The sequence below is a fragment of the Adlercreutzia sp. CNCM I-6216 genome (assembly GCF_977113345.1).
Map to the genome: position 1 here is coordinate 143835 of NZ_CDSBIE010000004.1, position 25586 is coordinate 169420.

Genomic DNA, 25586 nt, shown 5'->3' on the forward strand with positions numbered 1-25586 from the left:
GCTGCCGGTGCTGTGCTCGTAGCGCGATGGCGGCGCTCGCCGGGTGATCGGGCGCCCCGGGGCTTTCTCCCATAGGCGACGCGTCGCCTGCGGCAAGGCCGTGGTCCTTCCGGGATCGCGGCCTTGCTCTTGCTGTGGCTTGGATCCTTTGCCGGGGCAAGGCGCTGCGGTCGCGCTGGGGGCTACTCCTCTTCCAGTGTGATGCGGTCGATGCGGGCGGCCAGGTCGTGACCGCGCTCGTAGAACTGGAGACTCTGGTTGTGGGCGAAGTAGCGGTCGCACCCGTGGTCGTTGATGAAGGCCATGCCGGCGCGGCTCACGGACAAGTCGGTCACCAGCATGAGCATCTCCTGGCCCTCGCCGAAGGCCTCTTCCACGAACTTGAACACGTTATCGAGGGCGGCCGTCGCCTCGTCGATGGCCGCGTCCAGCTCGTCGAGCCGCTCGTTGAAGCGCTCGCGCAGCAGGTTGAACGTGGCGCCCTCGGGCGTATCGGCTCCTGTGCGCAGCACCTCGTCAAGAAGACTGATGGTTCGCTCGAAGGAGCGGTAGCGCTCGTCGGAAAGCAGGCTCGCGGCCCGTTCGGTGTCGCGGGTGCGTGCCAGCTCGGTGGTCGTGGCGCGGATGAGCGCGCTCGCATCGGCGTCTTCGGCCACGCCTTCGGCGGCCAGGCGCTCCTTCAAATCGGCCAACACGCTATGAGCGAACGCGGCTGCTTTCTCTTCCATAACCGCCTCGCGCAAGCAGCTCACCGTGGCGTCCACGATAAGCCCCATGACGGCCACGCGCTCGTCGAAGGGCGCCGCCGCGGCCCGCTCGGCCAGGCCGGCATCGGCGCTGCCGTTCAAGATACGATCGATCTGATAGTCGCTGCGGTACTTCGTGAACAGGTCGTAGTACATGGCGAATCGCTTTGCGATCTCGCCGTTTTGCACATACTGCTCCACGAGCAGCTCATCAACGGTGAGCCCCTGGGCCTCGTAGAGCTTGATCATCGCCGACAGGTCGTCCCAGCCGCGGGCCGTCACGAACGACGCGCCGTCGGGCGTGGCCTCAACGGCGTAGAAGTGGGACCGCTCGATGTCCAGGTAGGTGATGACCGCGGGATGCACCTCGGTCGATACGGCGAACTCGCGCCACACATCGAAGTCGGGCTCAACCTCGATGCGCTTGAGGCGATCCCACGTGGCGATGTCGAAGTCGTGGGCCGTGCGGTTGTACTCGGGCGGGTTGCCGGCCGTCACGACGATCCAGCCGTCGGGCACGGCATGGCGGCCGAAGATCTTGTATTGCAGAAACTGCAGCATGGCCGGCGTGAGCGTCTCCGATACGCAGTTGATCTCGTCGAGGAACAGAATGCCCTCGCGGCGCCCCGTGGCCTCCATCGCCTCATAGACCGAGGCGATGATCTCGCTCATGGTGTATTCGGACACCTGGTATTCCACGCCGTCATAGGTTTTCGTCGCGATGAACGGCAGGCCTAGCGCGCTTTGGCGGGTATGGTGGGTCATGGAGTAGGACACGAATCCCACTTCCAGTTCTTGGGCGATTTGCTCCATGATGGCCGTCTTGCCGATGCCCGGCGCGCCCAGCAGGAACACCGGACGTTGGCGCTCGGGCGGCAGAAGATAGTTGCCGAACTCGTCTTTAGTGAAATAGGCAATCATGGCGTTTTTGATCTGCTGTTTTGCTTCGCGGATGTTCATAGTGGCTCCTCTTCTAGCACGAAGGTTTCATCCAGGATAACTTTCATGGCCCAGGGGGGCACGGGCGCCGAGGCGGCGGCATCGTCGGAATCGAGGAACACGAAGGCGGTTTCATAGGCGGGACGACGTGCAGGATAGGTGCCCTGGCCGTCGGTGAAGTAGATGAGTCCGCCCAGGTCGTTCAGCTCGCCGGACGCGAGCGCCTCGTCCACGTAGGCGAACACGGGACGGAAATCGGTGCCCCCCAGGCCCTTGATGGTGGGATTTTCCAGATAGTCTTCCAAATCGCGCAGGCAGGTGATGCGCGCGACGTCGGTAATGGCGGCGTCGCACTGCACGATGAGCACGTTCATGCGCGAGAAGAAGCTCGTCTCGTCGGCCAGGATGGAATAGGTGCGCTCGATGAACCGCCGCACGAGGCCGTCTTTGGTGGAGGCCGAGGTGTCGATGGCGATGACGAAGTCGCGGATGCGCTTCTCCTCGGCAAATTCCACTGGTTCCACGAGTGGCAGGTTGCCGTATAACTCAAGGCCGTAGGTGTAGAACACGTAATCGAACTCGTCGTCGTTCACGCGGATCTGCTCGCCCATGCGGGCGAACTTGCGCAGGAAGGCCCGATAATCGTGCTTTTCGCGGGTCACTTTGCGCAGGTTCATGGCGAGATTCGATCCCTCGATGCCCCACAGCTTCGCGTAGGCGTCCAGCTGGATGCCCATCTCCAGCGCCGCGTTTTCCCATTGCTCGCGGGAGCGGTCGAGCTGCACGGTGTCGGCGAAGCGCTCGCCAATGGCGCGGGCGGCGTTCTCGGGCGCGTCCTTTTGGGTGATGTCGGCGGCGTCCATCGCTCGGTGCGCCTTGTGGGAATAGGGAACGTCGGCGGCCTCATCGGGGATGTCCATGTCGGTGCCGGAAGTATCGGCCTTGGCGGCGGGAGCGCTCGTGCGACCCTCGCCTTCGGTTGCCTCGCCCGTCTTGCCCGATGCGTCTTCTCCTTCGGCAATGATGACGGCATGCCAGGGGCGATGGTCGTCCACGTGGAAACGAGCGCCGAGGCGGGCGAGCTCGTCGTCGGTTGCGCCGGCGGCGCGTTGGTCGCGCAGGGCGGCGTAGACACGCTCGGCAGTCATGAGGCCGGCCTCTTCGGCCATGCGCTCCAGCTCGGGACGCGAGGCTGCCGCTTGTGGCGTGCGCGTGGCGGGAAGATCGAGCTGATCGATCACCGATTCCACCACCATGTCGCAGGCGATGTCCCACAGATCGGGATCGATGCCCTCGCCAGGGTAGAGGTGCAGAAACACACAGTGGAGCACCGTGTGCAGGTAGGCGCGAGAAGCTTCGGCCGGATCGGCGGCGTAGGTGCGCGCCCAGGTGACGGGGTCGAACCGCAAATGCGCGCCATCGGTGGCGAGCGTAGCGCCGGGGATGGGCAGGGGCGCGAGTCGGGCGAACGCCGCGCTCATGAAGCGCAGGCTCACGAGGAGCTCGTTGCGCACCAGGCCGAGCGCGTCGAGGGCCAGCGCCTCTATCTCGCTTTCGTGCACGGCCCCTCCTTTCGCGACTCGAGCTACAAACATTTCGACATTTTTGGTCACAAAGTCGAGTTCTGGGTTTTTCTCCTGCCGGAAAGACTCACTCACTTATTGATATTCGATATATTTGGATAAGATCCAATACTGTTGTGGGTTTCGCTGTCCGTAATTCCCTCTCAAAGAAACCCAGAAGTCGATTTTGTGACCAAAAATGGCGATTCTTTTGTCATTGTGCCTCTTTGCGCTGTAGTGTAGCATGGGGATTACGCGGGGTAAACAGCCCTTGGGCATCGAAATTGGGAAGGTGCACAAAATTATGGACGCCACTGCTCTGGTCTTTCGCGACGCAACTTCTTCTCTTGACGATCTCATTGCGCGGGTGCAAGAAAATCCGCTTCATTTAACTCTGGCCGACGTGACGATTGAGGAACCGGGGCACCCCATCGAGGGGGAGAACTGGCGGCCCCAGCTGGCTCCCTACAAGCCCTGGGTGCACGATGCGGCCCTCGATGAAACCGAGGAGCTTGATGGCACCGACGGAGATCTGCTCATCGTAGGTGCGCTCGGCATGGGTATAACTGATGAGGAGCGCATGGGCATTATCGGCAGTGCTGTGCGCGGGGAAGAGGGGGAGGGGCCAACAGCAAGCGCAGTCGGACAGGCCATCGGAGAGGCGGCTGCTGGCACTGGCGCAGCAGCGGCGGCAGCGCCAGCGCGCAAGCTGTCGCCCCACGAGCTGTGGACCTTGGGGCAAACGCTGCGCTGGCAGCCGAAAGAGGAAGCGAAGGATCCGTCTTGCGAAAATGCGCGCGAAACCCAAAAGCGTGAAACATCGCAAAACCGTGAAACGCTTCTAACAGCTCGTGAAACATCGCTATCCGACCGTGAAACATCGCAAAGTGAAGAGACGTACTTTGCCACCAACGTTCCCATAACGGTGCGACGCGATGGCGAGGGCTACGCGGTTTCCGCCGTGCACCTGGGAAAGCTTGCCGAGCACGGTCTTCGGGCCGACGGCTTGATCGTTGTGGTGCCGTCGTTTATCGACGATGTGCCCGTGGTGCGCATCGCCTCAGAGGCTTTTTCCCGACGCTTTACGAGTGGCGCCCAGGTTCGCTTGCTAGTGGTGCCTGACACCGTGGAAGTGGTGGGCTCTCAGGCGTTCAATGCCGTAAGTGCCGAAGTGGTGTACCTGGGCGCGGGCGTGCGCACGTACGACCCGTCCCCGCTGGACATGGCTCTGCCCAACCCTCGGCTCGAGGCGCGTCGCTACCTGGTGAGCCCTGTCAACAAATGCTATGCGATAAAGGAGGATTGTCTGCTCGAGCGTCTGGGCGGTGGGCACAGCGAGAGGTTGGGCGCTGGCGATGCGCGCCTTTTCTCGAGCGAGACGATGGCCCCCTTCCGCCTCATCTTCGCCTCGGCACCTTATGCCGAGCATTTTGTGGTCCCTGATGGCGTGCGCGTCATGAGCGCCGCCGCCTTCGCGAAAGGATGCCCGCCGCCGCGCGTCATCGATGTGCCCGACTCGCTGGAGCGCGTGGACGGCTCGATGAACCCCGAGACGCTTTGGCGGGCCAGCGATCCAGCGGCGCTTGCGCGCATTGTCGCGCGCTGCGGAGGTCGTGTCACTGATTTTCAGGCCGTGGAAAAAAACCAGTGCTGGTACGGGTTTGCAGAAGGAAACGACCCCGCAGAAAAGGATGGCTTCGCGCGGGAGGACGGCGTTGCGAAGGAGCCCAGCGTCGCTGCGGAAAACGGTTCGCGTGAGGCTCATCTGGTGGCGGGTCCTCCGGCCCCCGATTCCCCCTCGCGCCAGTTCTCGTCGGCGGCCCATGCCCGCATGAGAGGCGCGACGGCGGTGTCGGCTCGCGAGGCCGCGGCGAACGCAGCGAGCGCCATGGTGGCGCCGGTTTCTGCCACCGATCGCCTGGCTTTGCCGCGCGAGGTGGAAGGCGCACCGCTGACGCTCATCGCCGAGCGCGCGCTCATCACGGCGCCAGCGACGTTGGTCATCCCCGATACGGTGCGTGAGGTGCGCGATGACAACGCCTGCAAGGGCACGCGTAAGCTCATGCTTCCCGAAGGCTTACGCACCATCGGTGCCCACTGCTTCTGCTCGCGCACGCTGGTCGGCCCCGTGCTCATCCCCGCGAGCGTCACCAGCATCGGCGAGGGCAGCTTCGAATACGCCATCGTGCGCCTGGCTGCGGCTGATGCGGTGGTGCATATCACGTCCGACCAGCTCATAAGTTGCTTTTTGGAAGACGTCGAGGATGGCATCCCCTTCGACTTCGCCCGCTACGATGACCAATTGCTGGTGGGGCGCGGCTTGCCTGATCATCTGGGAGCCCTGCTCCACCGCGTGGCGGCGCCTTTCCGCTTGGCGCCCGAGATGCGCGATCGCATTGTGGAAGCGCTGCGTGAGCGTGCGGCGGAGGCCGTGCAGTATGTGGCGCGTGAGGGGGACATCGCCATGGTGCGCGCTCTGGCCGATGCCGGGTTCTTGAACGATGTCGAGCTGTTCGATCGCCAGATCGAGCGCCTGCGCGCCAGCAACCGCACCGACTGTGTGCTGTTCCTCATGAACTGGCAGCACGACCGCGCCGAGGCCACGCGTGCCACCGCCCCCAAGCGCGCCCGCGACCGCTTCGCGCTATAGGTGCTGTGAGGGAGGCGAATCTATGGATCGCAAACTGTTGCAATATTTGGTGGAATACCTCGTCGAAGAGGGCAAGGCGCATGGGTGCGCTCTGCCGCCCGCGGCGGCCGATGCGGCTCAGGGCGGCCTGGCAAGCGCTTCGACCGAGGCGCTGTGGCTTGCGTTCCGATCACTTGTAAACGTGCGGCCTCCGTGGCCCGCGCCCGGCGAGTTCCTCGCGACCCAGGACGAACTGCTGCAGGGGCTCATCGCCGAGGCGGGTGTGGCGACCTTGGCCGACACGACCCCGTCGCCAACCGACCCGCGCCTACGCTTGTGGCGCGGCGACATCACCACCTTGGCCGCAGACGCCATCGTGAACGCCGCCAACTCCGGCATGACCGGCTGCTGGGCGCCGCTACACTACTGCATCGACAACGCCATCCACACTTTCGCCGGTGTGCAATTGCGTGCGGCTTGTGCGAACCTCATGGCAGCGCAGGGGCACCCGGAGCCAACGTCCCAGGCCAAGGTGACCGACGGCTACAACCTGCCCGCGCGCTACGTTATCCACACGGTGGGGCCCATCGCCAACGGACGTCCCACCGATACGCACCGCCGTCAGCTGGCCGAGTGCTATCGCGCGTGCCTGGACGCGACGGCCAAGGCGGGGCTTTCCAGCATCGCTTTCTGCTGCATCTCCACGGGTGTGTTCGGGTTCCCGCAGGAAGAGGCGGCCTCCATCGCCGTCGCTACGGTGCGCCGCTGGCTTAACGAGCATCCCGATGTGCCCATGACCGTGGTGTTCAACGTCTTCTCCGAAACCGACGAGTCGCTGTACCGCCCGTTGCTCGGACTGTAGGTGGCATCGTAACGCTATACTGTCTTCACTCGAATCCGATGAAGAAGGGAGCGGCGATGTTGGAAGTGCGCGTGGCGCGGCCCGATGAGTTCGATGCGGTGCTTGCGTTCTACACGACGATGATCGACGAGATGCAGGGCACCGATTTCGACGTGCAGTGGCAGCATGGCGTGCATCCCTCGCCGGCGTTCTTGCGTGAGTCGTTGGAGGCGGCCCAGCTGATCGTGGGGCTGCTGCCCGCAGAAGAGGTTGAAGTGGTCTCCGAAGGCGGTGAGTCCGAGCCCATCATTGCCTCGGCCATGGTGGTTAATCATGAAGGCGCCCCCGGTTACAACGCCGTTCCCTGGGCCGTGGATGCTGCGCCCGAACAGGTAGGCGTCCTGCATGTGGTGGCCACGTTGCCGGCCTTCCACGGCCGGGGCTTCGGTCGCCAGCTCGTGAATGGTGCCGCTGACATCGCCCGAGCCCAGGGCCTGGTGGCTCTACGCCTCGACACCTTCCCCCACAACGTACGCGGCCGCGGCCTCTACGAGTCGTGCGGTTTCGAGGACAAGGGCGAGTGGACCGTGCACTACCCGGCCCTCGGCGACATCCAGGTGGCTATGTACGAGTTGGCGCTGTAGCGTTCGCAAACGCATTCTCGCGCAAGTCTTCAACGGCGCCGTGACAGTTCGGCGCAGGCGGGGTTGTTGCGCGGCGCTTGCGGCGGTCGTCTTTCTAAAATAGGGAGAATCCCCTGATTGGAAAGAGGCGACCTATGGTGGTGAGCGCAGCAGATACGACTTCGAAGGCGAAAGCGGTCTCGACCGCTGCAGCTGCGTCGCCCGCAATAGCTCCTACCTCATCGGCGCCCGCAAAACCCGCAGGCGCTTCCACGCCCCATACCGATCACGCCCTGCACGGCCGGGCGCTGGCGCTCGTGTTCTTCGGGCTTCTGCTCGCCATGTTCATCAGCTCGCTTTCCGAGACCATCGCCTCCACGGCGCTGCCCACCATCGTGGGCGACTTGAACGGCGTGGAGATCATGCAGTGGGTCTCCACTGCCTACATCCTGTCGTCGACGTTGGTCATGCCCATCTACGGCAAGCTGGGCGACCTTATCGGCCGCAAGCGGCTGCTCATGGCGGCGCTCACGCTGTACGCCGCGGGCAAGGTGGTGTGCGGCCTGGCCATGAACATGGAGATGCTCATCAGCGGCCACCTCGTCTCCGGCCTCGGGGGCGGTGGCCTCATCATCTTGTCCCAGGCGACGCTCTCCGACGTGGTGCCGCCGCGCAAACTCGGCACCTACATGGGCGTCATCGGCGCCGTGTTCGCCGTGTCGAATGTGCTGGGCCCGCTTATGGGCGGCTGGTTCGTCCAGGTGACGGGCTGGCGCTGGATCTTCTGGTTCACGGTGCCCGTGGCCCTGCTTGCCGTGGTGGTACTCGGACTCACGTTGCCCCGCGACGCCCGTGCCCTCGGAAAGCACCCCCTCGATTGGCCCGGCATGATGGCCATGACCGTGGCCGTGACCTCGCTCGTGCTGGCCATGGCCTGGGGCGGCACGCTTATTCCCTGGGGCAGTCTGCCGTTTATGGGCCTTGTCGCTCTGGCTGTGGCTGCCGCTGTGGTCTTCGTGCTGTTGGAGCGCCGCGCCGCCGAGCCCATCATCCCCATGGGGCTCTTCCGCAACCGCAACTTCGTGCTGTGCTCGGTGACGGGGCTTCTCCTGAACATCAGCTTCATGGGAGCGCTCAACTACCTGCCCACCTACTTCCAAATCGTGGACGATCTGTCGCCGGAGGTGGCCGGTCTCGTGTGCACGGCCACCAGCGTGGGCATCCTCATCACTTCCACGGCCACCGGCTGGGCGGCGTCGAAGACGGGGCGCTACAAGGGGATGCTTGTGGCCATGTGTGTCGTGAGCACGGTGGGCCTATTCTTGCTGTCGCGCATGCGGGTGCACGAGGCGCTGTGGGTGCCAGTGCTGTATCTGTTCGTACTCGGCTTCGGCATGGGGCTCGGCATGCAGCTGCTCGTGCTCGTGGTGCAAAACGAGTTCCCCCACGCCATGGTGGGCACCGCCACGGCGGCGAACAACTTCTTCCGGCAGATCGGCGCTTCGGTGGGCACGGCGCTCGTGGGCGCGCTGTTCACCATGCGCCTTACGGCCGACGTGGCCGGCAAGCTCACCCACGTAGACAATCTGTCGCTCGCCACGCTGACACCGCAGATCGTCGACTCGCTGCCCGCATCGGCCCAGTCGGTCATTGCCGCCGGCTACTCCGACGCGCTGCTGCCGCTGTTCCTCTGGTTCGTGCCGCTCATGCTTGCGTGCCTCGTGATGATGCTCCTTCTGAAGCGGCACCCCCTCGCCACCACTATCAACCACGGCGGCGCGGGAAAGTAGGACGCTTGTGGCCAAAAACGGCTCGCGAACTGCATGCGAAAGTGTCTCTAGAGCATTTTTTGGTCAAAAAATCTGCGCTGGCTGCGTCAGCGGCTTGCGGTTTCGAAAGTGCGGTTTCTCTTGATCAAAGTTTTACCTGGTCAGAACATTATTGAAAAGGACGCGCGAATGTGTAGATGGTGAAAGTCGGGGAAAGAGGGCTGAAAACCGCAGTTAGCGCGTCTTTTTTGGCCATCTGGCGAATGCGGCTGAAAGGCGCTGGGGTGCAATCGGCTTGGGCACAGAAAGAAGCCCCGAAATGGCACTTTTAAATCAGAAATATCATTTCGGGGTCAAAGGTGCGCGAGCGAGAATGTTTGCCTGCAGGTTCGCTCGCTAGCTTACCCGCAGGCCTCCGGGTCCAGGCGGTAGCCGATGCCCCAGACGGTTTCTATGATGCGGGGCTCGGTGGGGTCGTCCTCTATCTTGGCCCGCAGCTTCTTGATGAACACGGTGATGGAACTGGTCTCGCCGACGAACTCCGGCCCCCAGGCCGCTTCCACCAGCTGCTCGCGGGAGAGCACGGTACCGGGGCTTGCGGCCAGTGTCGCCAGGATCTTGAACTCCTTCGGAGTCAGCGGCACGTGCTCGCCGCCCAAAGTAGCGCGGTGCTGGGCCATGTCCAGGGAAAGCCGTCCGACGGTGATGGTGCCGGTGGACGGCATGGCGGCGGTCGGGCGCATGGCGGCGCGGCGCAGGTGGGCCTCGATGTGCATCATCAGCTCGCGTGGGTCGAAGGGCTTGACCATATAGTCGTCGCCCCCGGCTGCGAACCCGACGCCCTTGTCCACGATGTCCCCTTTGGCCGACAGGAAGATGACCGGTACCGTGACGCCCCGGGCGCGCAGTTCGCGGCAGGCGGTGAAGCCGTCCATCTTCGGCATCATGACGTCCATGATGATGAGATCGGGAGCCTCGCGAGCGACGGCGTCCAGCGCATCGGCGCCGTTGTCGGCGTAAGCGAATTGCCACTCGGCGCCTTCCACCATGTCGCGCACCACCCGGGCAATGCGCGGTTCATCGTCCACGAGCAGAATCTTCGCCATCGTCGTCCTCCTTCGCGGTTGTCAGCGGTTGCGCCTCGGCGCCGCCGCGGCCTTTACGATTCCTCGTCCTCTTCCTCGATCACGGGAACGTAGGGAATGCGCACGGTGAACGTGCTGCCTTCCTTCACCCGGCTTTCCACGGTCACGGTGCCGCCATGCAGCTCGGCAAGATCGCGCACTACGGCCAGCCCCAGCCCCGTGCCCCGATAGCGGCGGTTGGCCGACTGCCCGGCCTGCTTGTACAGCTCGAAGATCTGGTCCAGCTCCTCGGGTGCGATGCCCATGCCGTCGTCGGCGACCCGCATGACGATCCAGCCGGTGGGGGCGGTGTCTCCGCCGTCGGGGGCGTGCGTGTCAGTAGGGTTGCCGCGGTCGCGGTCCGCTGCTTCGCCGCTTTCGAACCCTATCGTCAGGCGCACGAAGCCGCCCCGATGGGTGTACTTGATGGCATTGTTCACCAGGTTCTCCAGAATGCGCCGCAGCTTCTCCCAATCGGCCATGGAAAGGGGCACATCCGGCGCCACCGTGCAGGTGAGCCGCACGTCTTTGCCCTCCGCGATGGGGGCGAGCGATTTGCGCACGAACTGGGCCAGATCGACGAAATCCACGGGTTCGGGCAAAAGCTCGTCCTTTTTAGCAGCGTGCTTGGAAATGACGAGGATGTTGTTCACCATGTTCAGCAAAAGGGTGGCATTCGACTCGATTTCGCCCACGGCCTCGCGGGTCTTGGGCGCTAGGCTGTCGTCCGCGTTCAGGATGCGCGCGTAGGCCAAAATGCTGGTGAGCGGCGTGCGCAGCTCGTGGCTGACGATGGCAAAGAACTCGTTCTTGTAGGCCACCTCGTCGCCGAGACGGTCGAGCGCCGCCTTCAGCTCGCGCTTCTGGTAGTTCAGCATATCGTTCAGCACCATGAGATCGTCGGTCTTGGAACGCACCTGTCCTTCCAAGTCGGCGTACAGTTTCTCCAGGTCGCGGGCCATGCGGTCGAATTCACCGGTGAGCTCGGACAGCTCGTCGCGGGGCCGCTCGCCAGGGTTGGGCACCGTCAGCGTGTAGTTGAAATCGCCCTTGCCGACGGCGCCCGCCGCCGTGCGCAGCTCATCGATGGGCCTCAGCACCAGCCGGCTGGTGACGAAGTACAGCCCGGCGAAGGCGGCCGCCATCACGCAGAGCACCATGACCACCTGCTGCATAACACTGTTCTGGATACCGTCGGCGTAAATGTCCATGGGCTCGATAATGGACATTGCCCCGCCCACCTGGCCCACCTGCATGCCCTCCTTCGGGTAGCCGTACTGGTCCGGCTCGCCCACCGGATCGCCGTGGCATTCCAGGCACGATTCGGTCACGTACAAAGGCTCGGTATAGCGAAACACCCGCGTGCCGTCGCCGGCGTCTACCACGCGCCAGAACGCCTTGCGTTCCGGGTCGGCGTTGAAGGCGGCCAGAGCCTCCTGCTCGAACTCGTCCGGCGCGTTGGCGGCCTGACGAGGGGTGTCGTTGGTGAAGCGGATGGAGTAGTCGGTCTCCGTGGTAAACAGCATGGAGATAGACTTCGCCGCCACCACGCACACGAGGTGCTTCGTGCGGAAGGTGCCGTCCTCGGCGCGGTTGATGACGTCTTGGTTCATATCGACGAAATCCCATGCCGCGCGCATTTCGGCGGCTAGCACCTCGGCCTTCTCGCGGGCCTCGTTTTCGGCTTGGGCGTTCTGCAGCGACAGGTTCCACAGAACGTCGACGGCCATGAGCGCAACCATAATGACGCCGATGGAGACGGCGATCTTGAAGCGTATGCCATAGCGGAACGGGCGCCCCGGGTGATCGGTCGACATGGTGTCCCCTCCTCGTCAATCTTCATATTATGCCCGATGGAGCTGCATGCAGGAGACTTCGGTGGGGAAGGTAATTCTTTTTTAATATTTGCCCCGAAGTCTTAATGAAAAGTTCCGCTGACCGCCATTGAAGTGACGTTGAGTCAACGGCAGAATAATAGCCAGCGAGTGCGAGGGTTTCGGCCGAGGAGGGCCGCCCGATGCGACAGCAAGGCGGTAGGAGATCCGCCGAGAGCGGGGGTTCAAACGTCTTTTCGCCGCAGCTCGCGAGAAAATCCTATCTGAGGGAGGAGAGTTCTATGACGAAGAACAGCGAACGCGCCATTGACGCCAAGCTCACCCGTCGCGCCTTCGTGGGCGCTGCCGCGGCTACGGCTGCTGTGGGCCTGGCCGGATGCGCCCCGGCGGCCACCGACGAGGCGCCCGCCAAGGACGAGGACCTGCCCGTCACAGGGGAGGATCCCTATGCGAATGCGGAGATCTTCTACTCTACGTGCCCGCCGGAGTGTCAGCACCATAACCTCAAGGGCTATGTGGTGGATGGCAAGCTGGTGAAAGTGGAGTCCTCCGAGCTGAACGACTGCGCCGCCTGCGCTCGGGGCATCGCCCGCGGCCTTATGTGCAACGACCCCAACCGACTGACGGTGCCGCTTTTGCGTGACGGCGACAAGGGTTCGGGCAAGTTCAAGGAGATTACCTGGGACGAGGCCTTCGACCTTATTCAGCAGAAGTTCGACGAGGCCATCGCGACCGATGGCAACCAGTCGATTTGCTACGCGACCGGCTCGGGCAACTTCGGAGCCATGCACGGCCCAGTGGCCAGCGCCTTCTTCGCGCACCTCGGTGGTGCCACCACGACGGTGGGCAAGCTTTGCTGCGCCGGCGTGTACGAGTCCGTCGTGTACATTTACGGCAAGCGCTTCCTGGATTGCCGCAACCAGATTGAGAACAGCACCTACTGCATCATCTGGGGCAATAATCCCGCCATCACCAAGCAGGGCTACTTCCAGCGTTTCGAGAACATGGTGGACAACGGCGGCAAGCTCGTGGTGATCGATCCTATTTACACCGAGTCGGCCGCCAAGGCTACCGATTGGATCGCTCCCTGGCCCGGCACCGATGCGGCCTTGGGGCTTGCCATGCTGAAGACCATCGTAGATGAGAAGCTCTATGATGAGGAGTTCCTGCTGGCCCACACCTGCGCTCCCTGTCTGGTTGACAAGGCCACGGGAGAGCCGGTGATGGAAGATCCCGAGGATCCGGCCTCCTTCGTGGTACTCGATACCGCAACAGGCAACGTGGTGCGCCATGATACCGCCAATATCACGGCCGCCCTCACCCTGGAGGGGACGCCCCAGGCCGAGCGGTACAACACCGAGTTCGAGCTTATCTACGCCAACGCCGCCCCCTGGACGGCCGAGGCTGCCGAGGTCGAATGCGGGGTGCCCGCAGCTGACATTCAGCGTATCGCCCGCGAGTACGCGACCGCCGAGCATGCCATGATCGTCCACAACATGGGCGGATTCATGCGCACCGAGAACGGCACCTATGCCGTGGCCGTGGGCGCCTACTTGGCGGCGTTCTGCGGGCAGATCGGCCATGAGGGCGAGGGCTATTCGGATGCCGGCGGCGTGTGCGAGGTGAAAACCGGTGCGCCGATCGAGGTTCCCAATTTGCTCGAGAAGATGCCCGCAATTCCGTGCTTCAAGTTCGGCGAGTCCATTCTGAACGAAGATCCCTGCAAGGTGAACGTGTTCTGGTCCATGACCGGCAGCCCCATGACCCAGTGGCCCAATACCAACATGGTGCGCAAGGCCCTGGAGAAGATCCCCTTCGTCATTACCGTCGACGAATACCTGACCTCTACCGCCCTCTACTCCGATTTGGTTCTGCCCTGCGCAGGCATCTTCGAGATGGATGGCGTGCTGGCCCAGAACCGCTCCCATTGGATTCAGCTGATGGAGAAGGCGGTGGATGCGCCCGGCGAGGCCAAGAGCGACTTGGAGATCTTCACTGAGCTCGCTCGCCGTTACGACTTCGGCGATGCCTTCGATGTGCCCATGGAGACGCTCATCGGCAACGTCATTGAGCCGGCGGGTATCACCTATGAGGAGCTGAAGGAGAAGAAGGCCATCGACGTGGTGGGCCCCGACTACATTCCCTACAAGGACGGCAAGTTCCTCACGCCCTCCGAGAAGGCCGAGTTCTGGGTACGCTCCTGGAAGGAGGAGGGCTTCGATCCCATTGCCTCTTACGCGCGGGCCGAGGAGGACGCTCGCAACGACAACGAGCTGGCTCGCAAGTACCCGCTCTTCAGCGTTCAGCAGAAGACCTACCGCAGCGTGCATTCCACCTTCAACAACCTCGAGTGGATGGATGAGGTTTGCGACCAGAAGCCGGTGATCCTCATGAACCTCGCCGACGCCGCGGCGCGCGGCATCCAGGACGGCGATGCGGTGGTCGTGTTCAACGACCGCGGCGAGCACCATGGCGTTGCCCTCGTCAATGACCTTATCAAGCCCGGTGTGGTGGGGCTGCAGAATGGTTGGTGGGAACAGCAGGGCGGCTCGTCCAGCCATGTGACCAACGACAAGTGGAAGACCCTCGGAGGCACCCACTGCTGCAACCAGACCCTCGTTGATGTGAAGAAGGAGGCGTAAGGCCATGGCTATCGGATTTTGGATGAACAACAAGAACTGCTACGGCTGCAAGACCTGCTCCATCGCCTGCAAGAGCGAGAAGCAGTTGGACAAGGGCGTGTTGCTGCGGCATGTGACGGCAATTCGCCAGGATGCTCCGCGAGCCTTCGCCTACCTCTCCATGGCCTGCAACCACTGCGAAGAGCCTGCCTGTGTGGCGAATTGCCCGGTAGGGGCCTACAGCAAGCTGGAAGACGGTACGGTGATTCAAGATCACTCCGTGTGCATCGGCTGCAAGACCTGCATCTCGGCCTGCCCCTACGGTGCGCCCAGCTACGACGAGGCGTCGAGCACCACGTTCAAGTGCGACGGCTGCTATGATCGGCGCCAGCGCGGTGAGCTGCCTGCGTGCGTGGCCGCCTGCCCCGGTGCAAATCTGGCCCTCGATGACATGGAGTCTCTGCAGGGCGCGCACGCGGCCGACATCGTGTCCGACGAGAGCTCCGGTACCAAGCCCAACTTCGTCATCACGGTGGATGCGGCCTTGGCCGAAGAGCCTGACGACATCGTGGTCGAGAACCATACGGCGTAATTTTCCTGAGGGCGCCCTTGTCCGCGAGGGCGCAAGAACGGCACGAAGCGCTCCCTCCCCTCCGCTTCGTGCCGTCCCCTTTTGGAAGGAGGACGAGCAATGTTTTCCCTAGCTTGGAAGAACATCATCCGGCGCTTGGGCGGATCCCTCATGACCGCCCTCATTGCCTTCATCGCCGTTTTTGTCCTGGCCACCTCGCTGGCTGTTGTGGCATCGCTCGAAAATGGACTGAGGCTCTCGCGGGAGCGACTCGGGGCCGACATCATGGTCCTTCCCGCAGGGGCCTCGGGCAACGCCTCGGAAGTGCTCTTTTGCGCCGAGCCGGTCAACGTGTACTTGCCGGCCGACGTCGAGCGAACCGTTGCCGAAACCGCCGGTGTGGAACAGGCAACGCCCCAATTCTTCACGCAAACGGTCAACCAGAGCTGCTGCTCGGTGATCGGGGTGACGCGCGTGGTGGGTATTGACATGGAGACAGATTTCATCGTGGGCCCCTGGCTGGTCGGCGGGGCCCTTGAAGGGGGAGCGCTGCCGCCGGACGGCATTATCTTGGGGGCCGCAGCGCCACCCATCGAAGGCGGCCAAGCATCCATTCTCGGATCGGTGTTTCACTGTGTGGGCACCCTTGAGCCAACGGGATCGAGCGTCGACGAGACCATCTTCATGGATGTGAATGCTGCGCGAACCATTGCGGCCGAAAGTCCGTATCTTGAGAGCGTCTGGCTTAACGTCGATCCCTTCGATGCTATCTCGTGCGTTATGGTGAAGGTGAAAGAGGGAGCGCAGCCCTCGGCTGTGGCAGCTGCCATTATCGAACAGGTGCCGGGCGCTGCAGCGGTATGCACCTCCGATCTTATTGCCAGCGTAACATCCCAACTGGTCGTGTTGGAATCAATGACCCTTGCGTTTCTGGCGGCCATTGTGCTTTTGGCGGCTCTGGCGTTGGCGGGGCGGTTCTCGTCGCTCGTGTCGAGTCGTATGGGCGAGCTCGGCCTGCTGAGGACGATGGGAGTTGGCCGCCTTAAGGTTGCTTTGAGCTTCGTGGTCGAGGTGGGGGTTGTCACGATGGCCGCGGCTGCGGCAGCGACGGCCTGCGCGTGCTTGGCGTCGTCGGCCATTATCGGGCAGCTCCATACCTCGTTTGATTTGCCGGGAGCCCTGTTGGCTCCCTCTGCTTACGGGTGGGTTGTCTGCGCGGCCCTCCTGTTCGCGGTGCTCCTCAGCTTGGTGGCGCTCGTTCAGCCCATGATCGCCCTGATGCGCCAGGATCCCCAGGAAACGCTTGCCAAAGGAGGGTTGTGATGGAACCGTTGTTAGAGCTTTCCGACGTCGTAAAGGAATTCTCATCCCGTCCCCCGGTGCGCCCCCTCGATGGCCTGAGCATGGTTGTGCCGCCCTCGACGATGATTGCGGTTACGGGCGTCTCTGGCAAAGGGAAATCGACGCTGCTCAACGTGATGGGCGGTCTGTTGCGCCCCGAAGCTGGCAGTGTACGGTATCGGAAGATCGACTTGACGCAGGCGACGGCCGCTCAGATCGACGACATTCATCGGCGGGGCATCGGCTTCGTTTTCCAAACGCCCTATTTGTTCCAGGCGCTGACGGCCTATGAGAATTTGGAGCTGGCATTGCGGGCCTCTGGCGAGAAGGTGGTGCGAGACCGCATTTTCGAGATGCTGGAGAAGCTGGGCCTCAGCGAGCGGGCCGAGCATCTTCCCTCGGCGCTATCCGCTGGTCAGAAGCGCCGACTGGTGCTCGGCCGTGCGCTTCTCTCCCATCACGATGTGCTGCTGGCGGACGAGCCGACGAATGACCTGGATGCGGAATGGTCGGAGCGCGTCTTCGAGTTGCTGCGCGGCTTCTGTGCCACCGAGGGGCGGTCGGTGGTTCTGGTGACCCATGACCGCTCCTATGCTGCCCAGGCCGACAAGGTATACCTTTTGGAAGGCGGAAAGCTTCGGGAGGAGGTGACGCTGTGATCACGCGCAGGAGCTTTGTGATGTTAGCGGGTATTGGGGCCATGGGGCTGCTGGGCACACCAGGGTGTGCCGCTCTGACTGAGGAGTCGCCAAGAGATGTAGCCGAAGAGGGAGGGCCGCGTGAGAGTTCGTCGCCGACTCCCCAAAAGGAGCCGATCAATGCCGGCGAGCCATTTTCGGGGGAGATTGCTCCCGGGATGCTGTGCGTTGCGGAGTACGCGACGAACGCTCTTGCAGTTGTCGACGCGAGGGCGGGAGAAGTAGTTGGGCGCATTCCCGTCGGCCGCAATCCGGCTTCGGTTCTAGTTATGCAGGGTATCGTTTTCGTGGGATGCAGCGGTACTGGCGAGGTGACGGCGGTCCCGGTAGCAAATCCGGCCGCTGCGGCCCCCATTCCCGTGGGACATCAGATTCTCGGGCTGTGTCGCGACGAGGCCCGGGGGCTTATCTATGCTGGCGACTACTTTGCCAACGGCGTCCATGCAATCGATGCGGCGCTGCAATCGCTTGTGAGTACGATGGATCTGAGCTCCTCGGGGTTCAGCGGCCGTACCGACCCGCCGCCTTGCTGCACCATTGAGCCGGGGGCCGGCCGCCGCACGGTGGCGTTGGCCCTGGCGCCTGAGGGGGACGTGCTGTACGCGGCCAACTACGGCACCTACGACGTGGCTCGCATCGATCTTGCGACGGGCGAGGAGCTCGATGCCTTCGACGGCGTGGTGGGTCCGCGGCAGATTCTCGTGTCGGCCGATGGCGGCCAGCTCATTTTGGCCGGCGTGGGCGGTGAGGGCGAGCAGCAGGTGAGCGCGCTGTACGTGCTCGACCGCGCCACGGGCAAGCGGGTGCTCGAGGTGCCTGTGGGGCTCTCCGTGGCCGGAGTGGCGCTTGCCGCCGATGGGCGGCGGGCGTGGGCTATCGCCCGGGACGACGGCGAGCTCGTGGCCTTCGACGCGGCCGATTGGACGGAGACGGGGCGGCTCTCACTGGGCGTGGGCATCGACACGCTGGTGCTCTCGCCCGACGGGGAGACGCTCTTTGTGGGAAACAGCATTGGTGGTCAGGTGCATGCCGTTGACGCGGAGACGCTGGCGCTGCGCACGACCGTGGAAGGATTGGCGGCGCCTAAGGGCCTCGCCGTCATTGCTTGAAAGGGAGCAGAATGAAGAACGTGAAGCTGATCGTGCCGATCATCTCGCTGGTGTGCGCCGCCGTGGTGTGTGGGGCGGTGCTTCTATGGGCACCCGTCTGCGCGGGAACCCTCGAGCTGGCCAACGGCAACATGGTGCCCATGCGCTGCGCCTACACGGGCAAAGTGGCCGTGCTGCTGGCGCTGGTGCTGGCCGCGGTGGCGGTGGCGGCGCTCGTGACGAAGCGCCCCATGACGGTGGCGCTGGTGCTGTTGTCGTGCGCCATCGTGCTCATGACTTTCGACACGCCGCTGTCCGTCGGCGTGTGCAAGAGCGCCGACATGGCCTGCCAGGCCACGGCCCTCTGGCTGCGCATCGCCGGAGGCGTGTCAGCGGTAGCCGCCCTGGCCGGCGCCCTCCTCAACCCCGACCGCAAGCGCGTAGCGGAGTAGGGCGTCCCTCGCGCTCGGGCCGCAAGCCTGCCCAGGTGCTCTAGGTTGACGATAACCCTCTTCTTCGATATCCTTCTCTATCACTTTGGTGATAGAGAAGGAGTTGTTATGAGCGAGTCCATGCGCCTTTACCATGGGTCGCCTATCCGGGTGCCAAGGCCGTTGTTCGGGGTGGGCAACCCCTATAACGACTACGGCCTGGGCTTCTACTGCACCGAGTCGCTCGAGCTGGCCTGTGAATGGGCGTGCCCGAAGGCGAGGGACGGGTTCGCGAACGCCTACGACCTCGCTCTCGACGGCCTCGATGTCTTCGATTTGGATGCCGAGCCTAACGGCACCATCGAATGGCTCGCCGTGCTCTTTGCCAACCGACAGTTCGACGTGGCAACAAATCTCATGGAGGCCGCCAAGTCCTACGTGGCGGCTCGTTATCCGGCAGAGCTGGGCAAGGCGGATGTGATCATCGGCTACCGGGCCGATGACTCCTACTTCTCGTTCGCTCGGGCTTTCCTGGAAAACCGCATCAGCCTCGCGCAGCTTGAGCGGGCTATGAAGCTCGGCGGCCTGGGCCGCCAGGTGGTCGCGGTGAGCGAGGCCGCTTTCGGAGCCCTCACGTTCGCGGGTGCCGAAACGGCCCCGGCATCCCAGTGGCACGAGAGGCGCATGCGGCGGGACGAGAGGGCCCGGCGCGATTTCGATCGCATTCTGCACGAAGAGCCCTTCGATCCCGCCGGCGTGTACATGCTCGACCTGATGAGGGAGGGCTGAGAGGTGGGGGAATATCGCTACGCGGTCATCGAGCTGCCGTCTTCGCCCTATGCGCACGACTTGCAGGAGGTGCTGGCGTTCGTCTTCGATATCGGCGTGAACCTCGCCGGGTGCACGGGCGATCAGGTGGCCCACGCGTTTCTGGCATCGGGCCTCGCTGAGGAATTCGAGAAGCAGAACCCGGTATATGTGGCCGGGAAGTCATCCTACGACCTGCTGCGCATCATGCTGCCGCTGCTTCCCTGCGAGGAGCTGCCTGCGCCAGAGCTCCGCTACGACCGCACGCCGGACTTTTGGGTCGGGTGGGTGCTCGCGCACTACCAAATGACCACGGGGTGCTCGTACCAATCGATATTCGCGACGGCCCCTTACAACGAGATACGCTCCATGTACTGGCCGCTGCACGAAGCCCCCGAGAGCAAGTTCGTCGCCGTTTTCGACGAGATACGCACCGAGCGCGCAAGGGCCACTAACCTCCGTATGCTGCGGGAGGCGGCCGGCCTTTCCCAGTCGCAGCTGGCGAAGGCGTCCGGCGTGGGCCTGCGATCCATTCAGCTGTACGAGCAGCGCCAGAAGGACATCAACAAGGCCCAGGCCATGGCCCTCTACCAGCTGTCCCGCGCCCTCCGCTGCACCATGGAGCAGCTGTTGGAACGGTAGAAGGGGACGCACGCTGGCAGCTCCTGGCGATTCTGCACTCACTGCGTTCAGAATCGCCTCTGCTCTTACCGTCCCTCGGGCGCGAGCGTCCTCGCTTTCGCCGCACTCTTCCTCATGCGCTTCACCTTCTACATGAGCCACCTCACCGTGGGCCTCGGCGTCTAATCTGACAAAAATATTTACAGTTTACGGAAAAAATCTGTTAAAAATTTTGACAGATTGCCCGCAAGGAGAGCGAGTGAGATCGCCTAAGCCTCCAGCAGGACTTTGCCGTCCAGGTTCTCCACCCAGGTGTGCAGGATGCGGCCGGCCTCTACATCCATCTTTGCGATGGTGCGGCCGAAATCGCTGCGGGGGCGGTACACGGCGCCGGGGCACAGGTAGAGGCCCGCGGGCCGCGCGTCGGGGCTCGTTTTCAGCTCGGGCACGTGGGTGTGGCCGTGAATGATGACGTCGGGCAGGGGGTCGCCGGGCGCGAGTGCCGCCGAGCCGGCGAAGCTCACGCGCACGTCGCCCGGCTTGTGGCCCACGAGGAAGCGCACGCCTTCCAAAACCGGGTGCGCGAAATGGCCCACGGCGCTGCCGTACTCGTCGAAGTCGTTGTTGCCAAGCACCGCCGTGACTGGCGCCAGTGTTTCCAGCTCGCGCAGAACGGACGGCCCGCCGATGTCCCCGGCGTGAATGATGTGGTCGCAATCCGCCAGGGCCGCATAGGCGCGCGGGTCCAGCGAGCCGTGGGTGTCCGAGATGATGCCGATGCGCACAGCCGGGCTCCTTTCGAGAAATGCCATGGCCCTCCATCGCTCTTTTGCCTATCCAGCGAGCGATAGGTGCGGGCGCGAAGGCCGGTTCCTCCCTATAATAGCGCGTGGAAGATGTGACGCGCCCGACGCGCAGAGGAATCGCACGAGGAAAGAGATCCGTCGCTTATGGAAACTGTTGCCCGCCTATTCGAGGAGAGCCGCGAGAATCGTTCGGCCGACGCCCGGTGCTGTGGGGTGGCCGATAAGGAAGGCGCCGCGGGGCGCATTCCTTATCGGCAGAGATGTTCCCGCCGAAAGGCCAGCTCACGTTAGATGCGGCCCGAAAGGTTGTGGAAGGTTTGCGCGCGGCGTCGCCGGACTTCATCTCGGTGACCTGCTCGGCTGGCGGCAGCGGCAACGGCAGCGGCGGTCAGACGGCGGCCATCGCCGAGCTCGTCCAGAAGGAGGCGGCCATACCCGCCGTCGCCCACTTCACCTGCGTGAGCGCCACCCGTGCTTCGGTGGACGATGCTGTGGAAGACCTGCGCGCCGCCGGCGTGAAAACAGTGCTCGCCCTGCGCGGCGACCTTGTGGATGGCCAGCAGCCGGCCGACTTCCGTTATGCCTGCGAGCTCATCCCGCGCCTGAAGGAGGCGGGGCTGTGCGTGGGCGCGGCGGCCTATCCCGAGGGGCACATCGACTGTCTGGATCCGCGCGAGAACATCCGCCATCTGCGCGCGAAGCAGGACGCCGGCGCCGACTTCTTCATCACCCAGTTGTTCTTCAGCAACGACGACTTCTACCGTTTCCGCGAGGCGGCCGAATCTGCGGGCGTCACCGCGCCCATCTCCTGCGGCATCATGCCCTTTCTAGGGAAGTCGCAGATCCAGCGCATGGTGTTCCTCTGCGGCAGCTCGCTGCCGGCGCCCATCATCAAGCTGCTGGCGAAATACGAGGACGACCCGGCCTCCCTGCGCCAAGCCGGCATCGAATACGCCTGCAACCAACTGGTCGACCTCGGCCGCCACGGCGTCGACGGCCTGCACGTGTACGCCATGAACCAGCCGGATATCGCCTGTGCCGCTGCCGAGGCGGTCGCCGCTGCCGGACTTCGGTGAACACCGTGGTTGTCTTTTACGCCATCTCGAGAGCCGTGCCGAAGGCGCTGTGCCTAAGAGCCTCCGACGTTGTTGGAGGATGGTGACGCCGTGGAACTGAAAACGCGCGTCGATAGGGAAGAGGCCCTGGCGTTTCTGGGCCATCGCGGCCAGGAGCTGGGGGATCTGCGCGAAAGGCTGGAACGCGCGGCTTGCTTGTGCGAAAAGGAGCTCGTCCCGCGCGGGGTGTACCGCGAGATGGACGCGTCGGAAGCCCTCGCCCTGTTGCCGGGCCGCGATATCGCCCGCCATGTGGAAGGCTGCGCGCGCGTGGTGCTGCTGGCGGTGACGCTGGGGACGCAAAGCGAGATGCTGCTGCGTCGCGAGCGCGCCCTCAGCGCGACGGACGGCCTGCTCGTGGATGCCTGCGCATCGTCACTCGTGGAACAGGCGACCAATGTGCTGAACGGGCATATCGTGGAAGAGGCCGCGGCGCGAGGTCTGGCCGCCACTACGCGCTTCAGCCCCGGCTATGGCGACCTGCCGCTGAGCTGCCAGCCGGTTTTTCTCGTCGCAAGTGGCGCCGATCGCGCCCTGGGAATCTGCGCCACGGCGGCTCACCTTCTCGTTCCCGCCAAATCCATCACGGCCGTCATCGGCCTGTACCCCGGTCGAGGTTTCGTCCGGGAAGGAGCGCGCTGCTCCACTTGCCCCGTTGCCGATACGTGCGCCCTGCGCGCCCAAGGAAGGACTTGCTATGGCAACCCCGCGTAAGCTCACCGTGACCGATGCCCATCTGGCCGAGGCCCTGGCCGGCCGCGCCTACCTGCTGTTCGATGGCGGCATGGGCACTCTCGTCCAAGCGGCCGGTCTCCATACCGTCCACGCGGTGCCGGACCTGCTGAACCTCACGCATCCTGAGGCCATCGTGGCCATCCAGCGCCAGTACGTGGAAGCCGGCGCCGACTGCATCACCACCAACACCTTCAGCGCCAACCGCCTGAAGCTCGCGAGCACCGATGCCACGGTGGCCGAGGTGTACGCGGCGGCTGCGGCCAACGCGCGGGCGGCCGGAGCGCCGCTCGTGGCCGGCGACATCGGACCGACCGGCGCCTTGCTCGAGCCTTTGGGCACCCTCACCTTCGACGAGGCCTTCGATATCTTCTCCGAACAGGCCTGCGCCGCCGAGGCGGCGGGCTGCGATCTCATCGTCGTGGAAACCATGGCCGACCTGCTGGAAGCCAAGGCTGCCGTGCTCGCTGCGGTGGAAAGCACGACGCTGCCGGTGTTCGCCACCATGACCTTCGGCGAGGACGGCCGGACCTTCCTCGGCACGACGCCGGCCATCGCCGCCACGACGCTGTCGGCTTTGGGCGCCTCGGCCGTGGGGCTCAACTGCTCGCTGGGGCCCGTGGAGTTGGCGCCGCTCGTGGAAGAGCTTGCGCCTCACAATCGCGCCCTCGTCATGGCCCAGCCCAACGCCGGACTGCCGCGCATCCAAGACGGCGAAACGGTCTTCGATGTGGGACCCGACGAGTTTGCCCGGGCCATGGAAGCGATCCTGGACGCCAGCGCTACCGTTGTCGGCGGCTGCTGTGGCACCACCCCAGCCCACATCGCCGCCCTCAGCGCCCTTCTCGACGCCCGCCCCCTTCCCGCAGTCGAGCCTTCCGCCCCCCGTGTCATCCTGAGCGAGCGAAGCGAGCCGAAGGATCTCCCCGCGCCCTCCATCCCCAATCCCCTCTATCGCCCCGCGTTCGCGGTGACCTCGGCGCAGCAGATGGTGTCGCTGCCGGCCGGCGAGCCCCGCATTGCCGTCATCGGCGAGCGCATCAACCCGACGGGGAAAAAGAAGCTGAAGGCCGCTCTGCAAGTGGGCGATGTAGACTACCTCGTGGCCGAGGCCGCCGCTCAGCAGCGCGCCGGCGCCGACATCCTCGATGTGAACGTGGGCGTGCCTGGCCTCGACGAGCCGACGCTCTTATCGCAGGTCACGCGCACGCTGCAAGCCACGGTGCCCCTGCCGCTGCAACTGGATTCCTCGGATCCGGTCGCTATCGAGGTCGCCGCCCGCGCCTACGCGGGTCGTCCCATGGTGAACTCCGTGAATGGCAAGGCCGACAACCTTGCCGCCGTGCTGCCCGTCGTGGCGCGCTACGGCTGCACGGTTGTGGGTCTCACCTTGGACGAAAACGACATCCCGCCCACGGCCGAGGAGCGCCTGGCCATCGCCGAGCGCATCGTGGCCGCCGCCGAGTCCTACGGCATCCCGCGCGAGGACGTGGCCATCGACTGCCTCGTCATGGCTGCCGCCACCAACCAGGATGAGGTGCGCGAGATTCTGCGCGCGGTAGCTCTGGTGAAAGAGCGCCTCGGCGTGCGCACGGTGCTCGGCGTGTCGAACGTCAGCTTCGGTCTGCCGGCGCGGCCGCTCGTGAACAGCACGTTCCTTGCTGCTGCGTTCGGGGCCGGCCTCGACATGCCCATTTTGAACCCCCTGAACGCCCGCTATCGCGACACCGTGGCGACGTTCCGCATCTTGAACGGCCAGGATGCGGGCTGCCGGGCGTTTTTGGAAGCCTACGCGAATACGGCCGACCCCTACGAGGTCGCCGCCAACCCCGCGGCCTCGAGCGCGGTCGCCTCTCGGGAAGGCGGCGCAAGCCCCGCCCCTACGGATGGGGCGCGCAACAACGACGTTGCTGCCGGAGTCTTTCCCGTAGGGGGCGACCTTGGTCGCCCCTCGGTCCCAAGCGGGTGTCCCATCCCGATAACGGAAACCTTCGCCGACGCGGCCGACGTCGTTTCCCACCTAGCCGAATGCGTGCTGGAGGGCCGCGGCACGCCGGTGGCGGCGGCCACGGAACGTCTGCTGGAGACCCACGACGGTCTGGCCGTCATCAACGACGTCTTCGTGCCCGTCCTCGACGTCGTCGGCCAGAAGTACGACGAGGGCACCTTCTTTTTGCCCCAGCTCATGGCCTCCGCCGAGGCCGTTAAGGCCGGTTTCGACCTCATCCGCGACCGCGCTCGGGCAGCCAGCGCGAACGCTACCCCTACGGAGGGCGATGCACACGTCCCCGGCGAAGCCGCTCGCGCCATTATCGTGGCCACGGTGCAGGGCGACATCCACGACATCGGCAAGAACATCGTGAAGATGCTTCTGGAAAACTACGGCTTCACCGTCATCGACCTCGGCCGCGACGTCGCCCCCGAGGCCGTCCTGGCCGCCGCTCGCGACACCCGCGCGCGCCTCATCGGGCTCTCGGCGCTCATGACCACCACGGTCGGCGCCATGGAGCGCACCATCCAACTCATTCACGAGCAGCTTCCCGGCACCGCGGTCATGGTGGGCGGCGCGGTCATCACCCAGGAGTTCGCCGACCAGATTGGCGCCGATTTCTACGCAAAGGACGCCGCCGCTTCCACCCGCGTCGCCTCGGCCTTCTTCGATGACTAATTCGCGTAGATGCCCCCAC

The 25586-nt window shown here is 64.3% G+C and carries 19 protein-coding genes and 1 pseudogene; 15 read left to right on the forward strand and 5 right to left on the reverse strand.

Going from position 1 to position 25586, the window contains the following annotated elements:
• Nucleotides 1-182 precede the first annotated feature (182 nt).
• Together ACYVRU_RS05360 and ACYVRU_RS05365 are read right to left on the reverse strand one after the other, a co-directional pair.
• On the reverse strand, nt 183-1706 hold the full coding sequence (locus tag ACYVRU_RS05360) for an ATP-binding protein (protein ID WP_114538679.1): 1524 nt from the start codon (nt 1704-1706) through the stop codon (nt 183-185).
• Nucleotides 1703-3247: a vWA domain-containing protein gene (locus tag ACYVRU_RS05365; protein WP_227069857.1), complete on the reverse strand. Its 1545-nt coding sequence runs from the start codon at nt 3245-3247 to the stop codon at nt 1703-1705. Before ACYVRU_RS05365 ends, ACYVRU_RS05360 begins: the two co-directional genes overlap by 4 nt.
• A gap of 304 nt (nt 3248-3551) precedes the next feature.
• Here ACYVRU_RS05365 and ACYVRU_RS05370 point away from each other — a divergent pair, with 304 nt between their 5' ends.
• From ACYVRU_RS05370 to ACYVRU_RS05385, 4 genes are all read left to right on the forward strand, one after another.
• Complete coding sequence (locus tag ACYVRU_RS05370) at nt 3552-5897, forward strand: leucine-rich repeat domain-containing protein (protein ID WP_461185784.1); 2346 nt, start codon at nt 3552-3554, stop codon at nt 5895-5897.
• A gap of 22 nt (nt 5898-5919) precedes the next feature.
• A complete protein-coding gene (locus tag ACYVRU_RS05375; RefSeq protein ID WP_114538682.1) occupies nt 5920-6738 on the forward strand; it encodes a protein-ADP-ribose hydrolase in 819 nt (272 codons plus the stop codon).
• Between the two features lie 56 nt (nt 6739-6794).
• A complete protein-coding gene (locus ACYVRU_RS05380) occupies nt 6795-7361 on the forward strand; it encodes a GNAT family N-acetyltransferase (RefSeq protein ID WP_114538683.1) in 567 nt (188 codons plus the stop codon).
• A gap of 134 nt (nt 7362-7495) precedes the next feature.
• Nucleotides 7496-9130, forward strand: coding sequence for an MFS transporter (locus ACYVRU_RS05385; RefSeq protein ID WP_114538684.1), 1635 nt, complete (start codon nt 7496-7498; stop codon nt 9128-9130).
• 380 nt (nt 9131-9510) lie between these two features.
• Here the strand turns inward: ACYVRU_RS05385 and ACYVRU_RS05390 are convergent, their stop codons facing one another.
• Entirely contained in the window at nt 9511-10215 is a 705-nt protein-coding gene (locus ACYVRU_RS05390) for a response regulator transcription factor (protein WP_114548210.1), read from the reverse strand.
• 53 nt (nt 10216-10268) lie between these two features.
• Nucleotides 10269-12050: an ATP-binding protein gene (locus tag ACYVRU_RS05395; protein WP_452039361.1), complete on the reverse strand. Its 1782-nt coding sequence runs from the start codon at nt 12048-12050 to the stop codon at nt 10269-10271.
• 299 nt (nt 12051-12349) lie between these two features.
• Between ACYVRU_RS05395 and ACYVRU_RS05400 the strand changes: the two genes are divergently transcribed.
• The 8 genes from ACYVRU_RS05400 to ACYVRU_RS05435 all read left to right on the forward strand — a co-directional run bounded on the left by ACYVRU_RS05400 (nt 12350) and on the right by ACYVRU_RS05435 (nt 20267).
• Entirely contained in the window at nt 12350-14710 is a 2361-nt protein-coding gene (locus ACYVRU_RS05400; RefSeq protein ID WP_452039362.1) for a molybdopterin-containing oxidoreductase family protein, read from the forward strand.
• Between the two features lie 4 nt (nt 14711-14714).
• Nucleotides 14715-15281 carry a 4Fe-4S dicluster domain-containing protein gene (locus ACYVRU_RS05405; protein ID WP_288220411.1) on the forward strand — a complete coding sequence of 189 codons (567 nt, stop codon included), beginning with the start codon at nt 14715-14717 and terminating at the stop codon, nt 15279-15281.
• Between the two features lie 99 nt (nt 15282-15380).
• A complete protein-coding gene (locus tag ACYVRU_RS05410; RefSeq protein ID WP_173111597.1) occupies nt 15381-16583 on the forward strand; it encodes an FtsX-like permease family protein in 1203 nt (400 codons plus the stop codon).
• Entirely contained in the window at nt 16583-17260 is a 678-nt protein-coding gene (locus ACYVRU_RS05415; RefSeq protein WP_114548205.1) for an ABC transporter ATP-binding protein, read from the forward strand. Before ACYVRU_RS05410 ends, ACYVRU_RS05415 begins: the two co-directional genes overlap by 1 nt.
• Nucleotides 17261-17457: 197 nt before the next feature.
• A complete protein-coding gene (locus ACYVRU_RS05420; protein ID WP_452039363.1) occupies nt 17458-18408 on the forward strand; it encodes a YncE family protein in 951 nt (316 codons plus the stop codon).
• Nucleotides 18409-18419: 11 nt separating this feature from the next.
• Nucleotides 18420-18839: a DUF4418 family protein gene (locus ACYVRU_RS05425; RefSeq protein ID WP_452039364.1), complete on the forward strand. Its 420-nt coding sequence runs from the start codon at nt 18420-18422 to the stop codon at nt 18837-18839.
• A gap of 108 nt (nt 18840-18947) precedes the next feature.
• Nucleotides 18948-19607 (forward strand): DUF3990 domain-containing protein, encoded by a 660-nt coding sequence (locus ACYVRU_RS05430; RefSeq protein WP_452039365.1) that lies wholly within the window; start codon nt 18948-18950, stop codon nt 19605-19607.
• 3 nt (nt 19608-19610) lie between these two features.
• Complete coding sequence (locus ACYVRU_RS05435) at nt 19611-20267, forward strand: helix-turn-helix domain-containing protein (protein WP_452039366.1); 657 nt, start codon at nt 19611-19613, stop codon at nt 20265-20267.
• A 248-nt stretch (nt 20268-20515) separates the two neighbouring features.
• Here the strand turns inward: ACYVRU_RS05435 and ACYVRU_RS05440 are convergent, their stop codons facing one another.
• A complete protein-coding gene (locus ACYVRU_RS05440) occupies nt 20516-21058 on the reverse strand; it encodes a metallophosphoesterase family protein (RefSeq protein WP_452039367.1) in 543 nt (180 codons plus the stop codon).
• 242 nt (nt 21059-21300) lie between these two features.
• Between ACYVRU_RS05440 and ACYVRU_RS05445 the strand changes: the two are divergent.
• The 3 genes and pseudogenes from ACYVRU_RS05445 to ACYVRU_RS05455 all read left to right on the forward strand — a co-directional run.
• Nucleotides 21301-22128, forward strand: a pseudogene (locus ACYVRU_RS05445) (methylenetetrahydrofolate reductase); the annotation flags it as partial.
• Between the two features lie 90 nt (nt 22129-22218).
• Nucleotides 22219-22881: a vitamin B12 dependent methionine synthase gene (locus ACYVRU_RS05450; RefSeq protein WP_461185785.1), complete on the forward strand. Its 663-nt coding sequence runs from the start codon at nt 22219-22221 to the stop codon at nt 22879-22881.
• Nucleotides 22865-25567 (forward strand): homocysteine S-methyltransferase family protein, encoded by a 2703-nt coding sequence (locus tag ACYVRU_RS05455; protein WP_461185786.1) that lies wholly within the window; start codon nt 22865-22867, stop codon nt 25565-25567. The genes ACYVRU_RS05450 and ACYVRU_RS05455 overlap by 17 nt, the downstream gene beginning before the upstream one ends.
• Nucleotides 25568-25586: the final 19 nt, after the last annotated feature.

Excerpts from the sequence above, each read along its gene's own strand:
- ACYVRU_RS05360 (WP_114538679.1), bottom strand. The coding sequence starts at position 1,706 with ATGAACATCCGCGAAGCAAAACAGCAGATCAAAAACGCCATGATTGCC.
- ACYVRU_RS05370 (WP_461185784.1), top strand. The coding sequence starts at position 3,552 with ATGGACGCCACTGCTCTGGTCTTTCGCGACGCAACTTCTTCTCTTGAC.
- ACYVRU_RS05375 (WP_114538682.1), top strand. The coding sequence starts at position 5,920 with ATGGATCGCAAACTGTTGCAATATTTGGTGGAATACCTCGTCGAAGAG.
- ACYVRU_RS05380 (WP_114538683.1), top strand. The coding sequence starts at position 6,795 with ATGTTGGAAGTGCGCGTGGCGCGGCCCGATGAGTTCGATGCGGTGCTT.
- ACYVRU_RS05385 (WP_114538684.1), top strand. The coding sequence starts at position 7,496 with ATGGTGGTGAGCGCAGCAGATACGACTTCGAAGGCGAAAGCGGTCTCG.
- ACYVRU_RS05390 (WP_114548210.1), bottom strand. The coding sequence starts at position 10,215 with ATGGCGAAGATTCTGCTCGTGGACGATGAACCGCGCATTGCCCGGGTG.
- ACYVRU_RS05395 (WP_452039361.1), bottom strand. The coding sequence starts at position 12,050 with ATGTCGACCGATCACCCGGGGCGCCCGTTCCGCTATGGCATACGCTTC.
- ACYVRU_RS05400 (WP_452039362.1), top strand. The coding sequence starts at position 12,350 with ATGACGAAGAACAGCGAACGCGCCATTGACGCCAAGCTCACCCGTCGC.
- ACYVRU_RS05405 (WP_288220411.1), top strand. The coding sequence starts at position 14,715 with ATGGCTATCGGATTTTGGATGAACAACAAGAACTGCTACGGCTGCAAG.
- ACYVRU_RS05410 (WP_173111597.1), top strand. The coding sequence starts at position 15,381 with ATGTTTTCCCTAGCTTGGAAGAACATCATCCGGCGCTTGGGCGGATCC.
- ACYVRU_RS05415 (WP_114548205.1), top strand. The coding sequence starts at position 16,583 with ATGGAACCGTTGTTAGAGCTTTCCGACGTCGTAAAGGAATTCTCATCC.
- ACYVRU_RS05420 (WP_452039363.1), top strand. The coding sequence starts at position 17,458 with ATGCTGTGCGTTGCGGAGTACGCGACGAACGCTCTTGCAGTTGTCGAC.
- ACYVRU_RS05425 (WP_452039364.1), top strand. The coding sequence starts at position 18,420 with ATGAAGAACGTGAAGCTGATCGTGCCGATCATCTCGCTGGTGTGCGCC.
- ACYVRU_RS05430 (WP_452039365.1), top strand. The coding sequence starts at position 18,948 with ATGAGCGAGTCCATGCGCCTTTACCATGGGTCGCCTATCCGGGTGCCA.
- ACYVRU_RS05440 (WP_452039367.1), bottom strand. The coding sequence starts at position 21,058 with ATGGCATTTCTCGAAAGGAGCCCGGCTGTGCGCATCGGCATCATCTCG.
- ACYVRU_RS05455 (WP_461185786.1), top strand. The coding sequence starts at position 22,865 with ATGGCAACCCCGCGTAAGCTCACCGTGACCGATGCCCATCTGGCCGAG.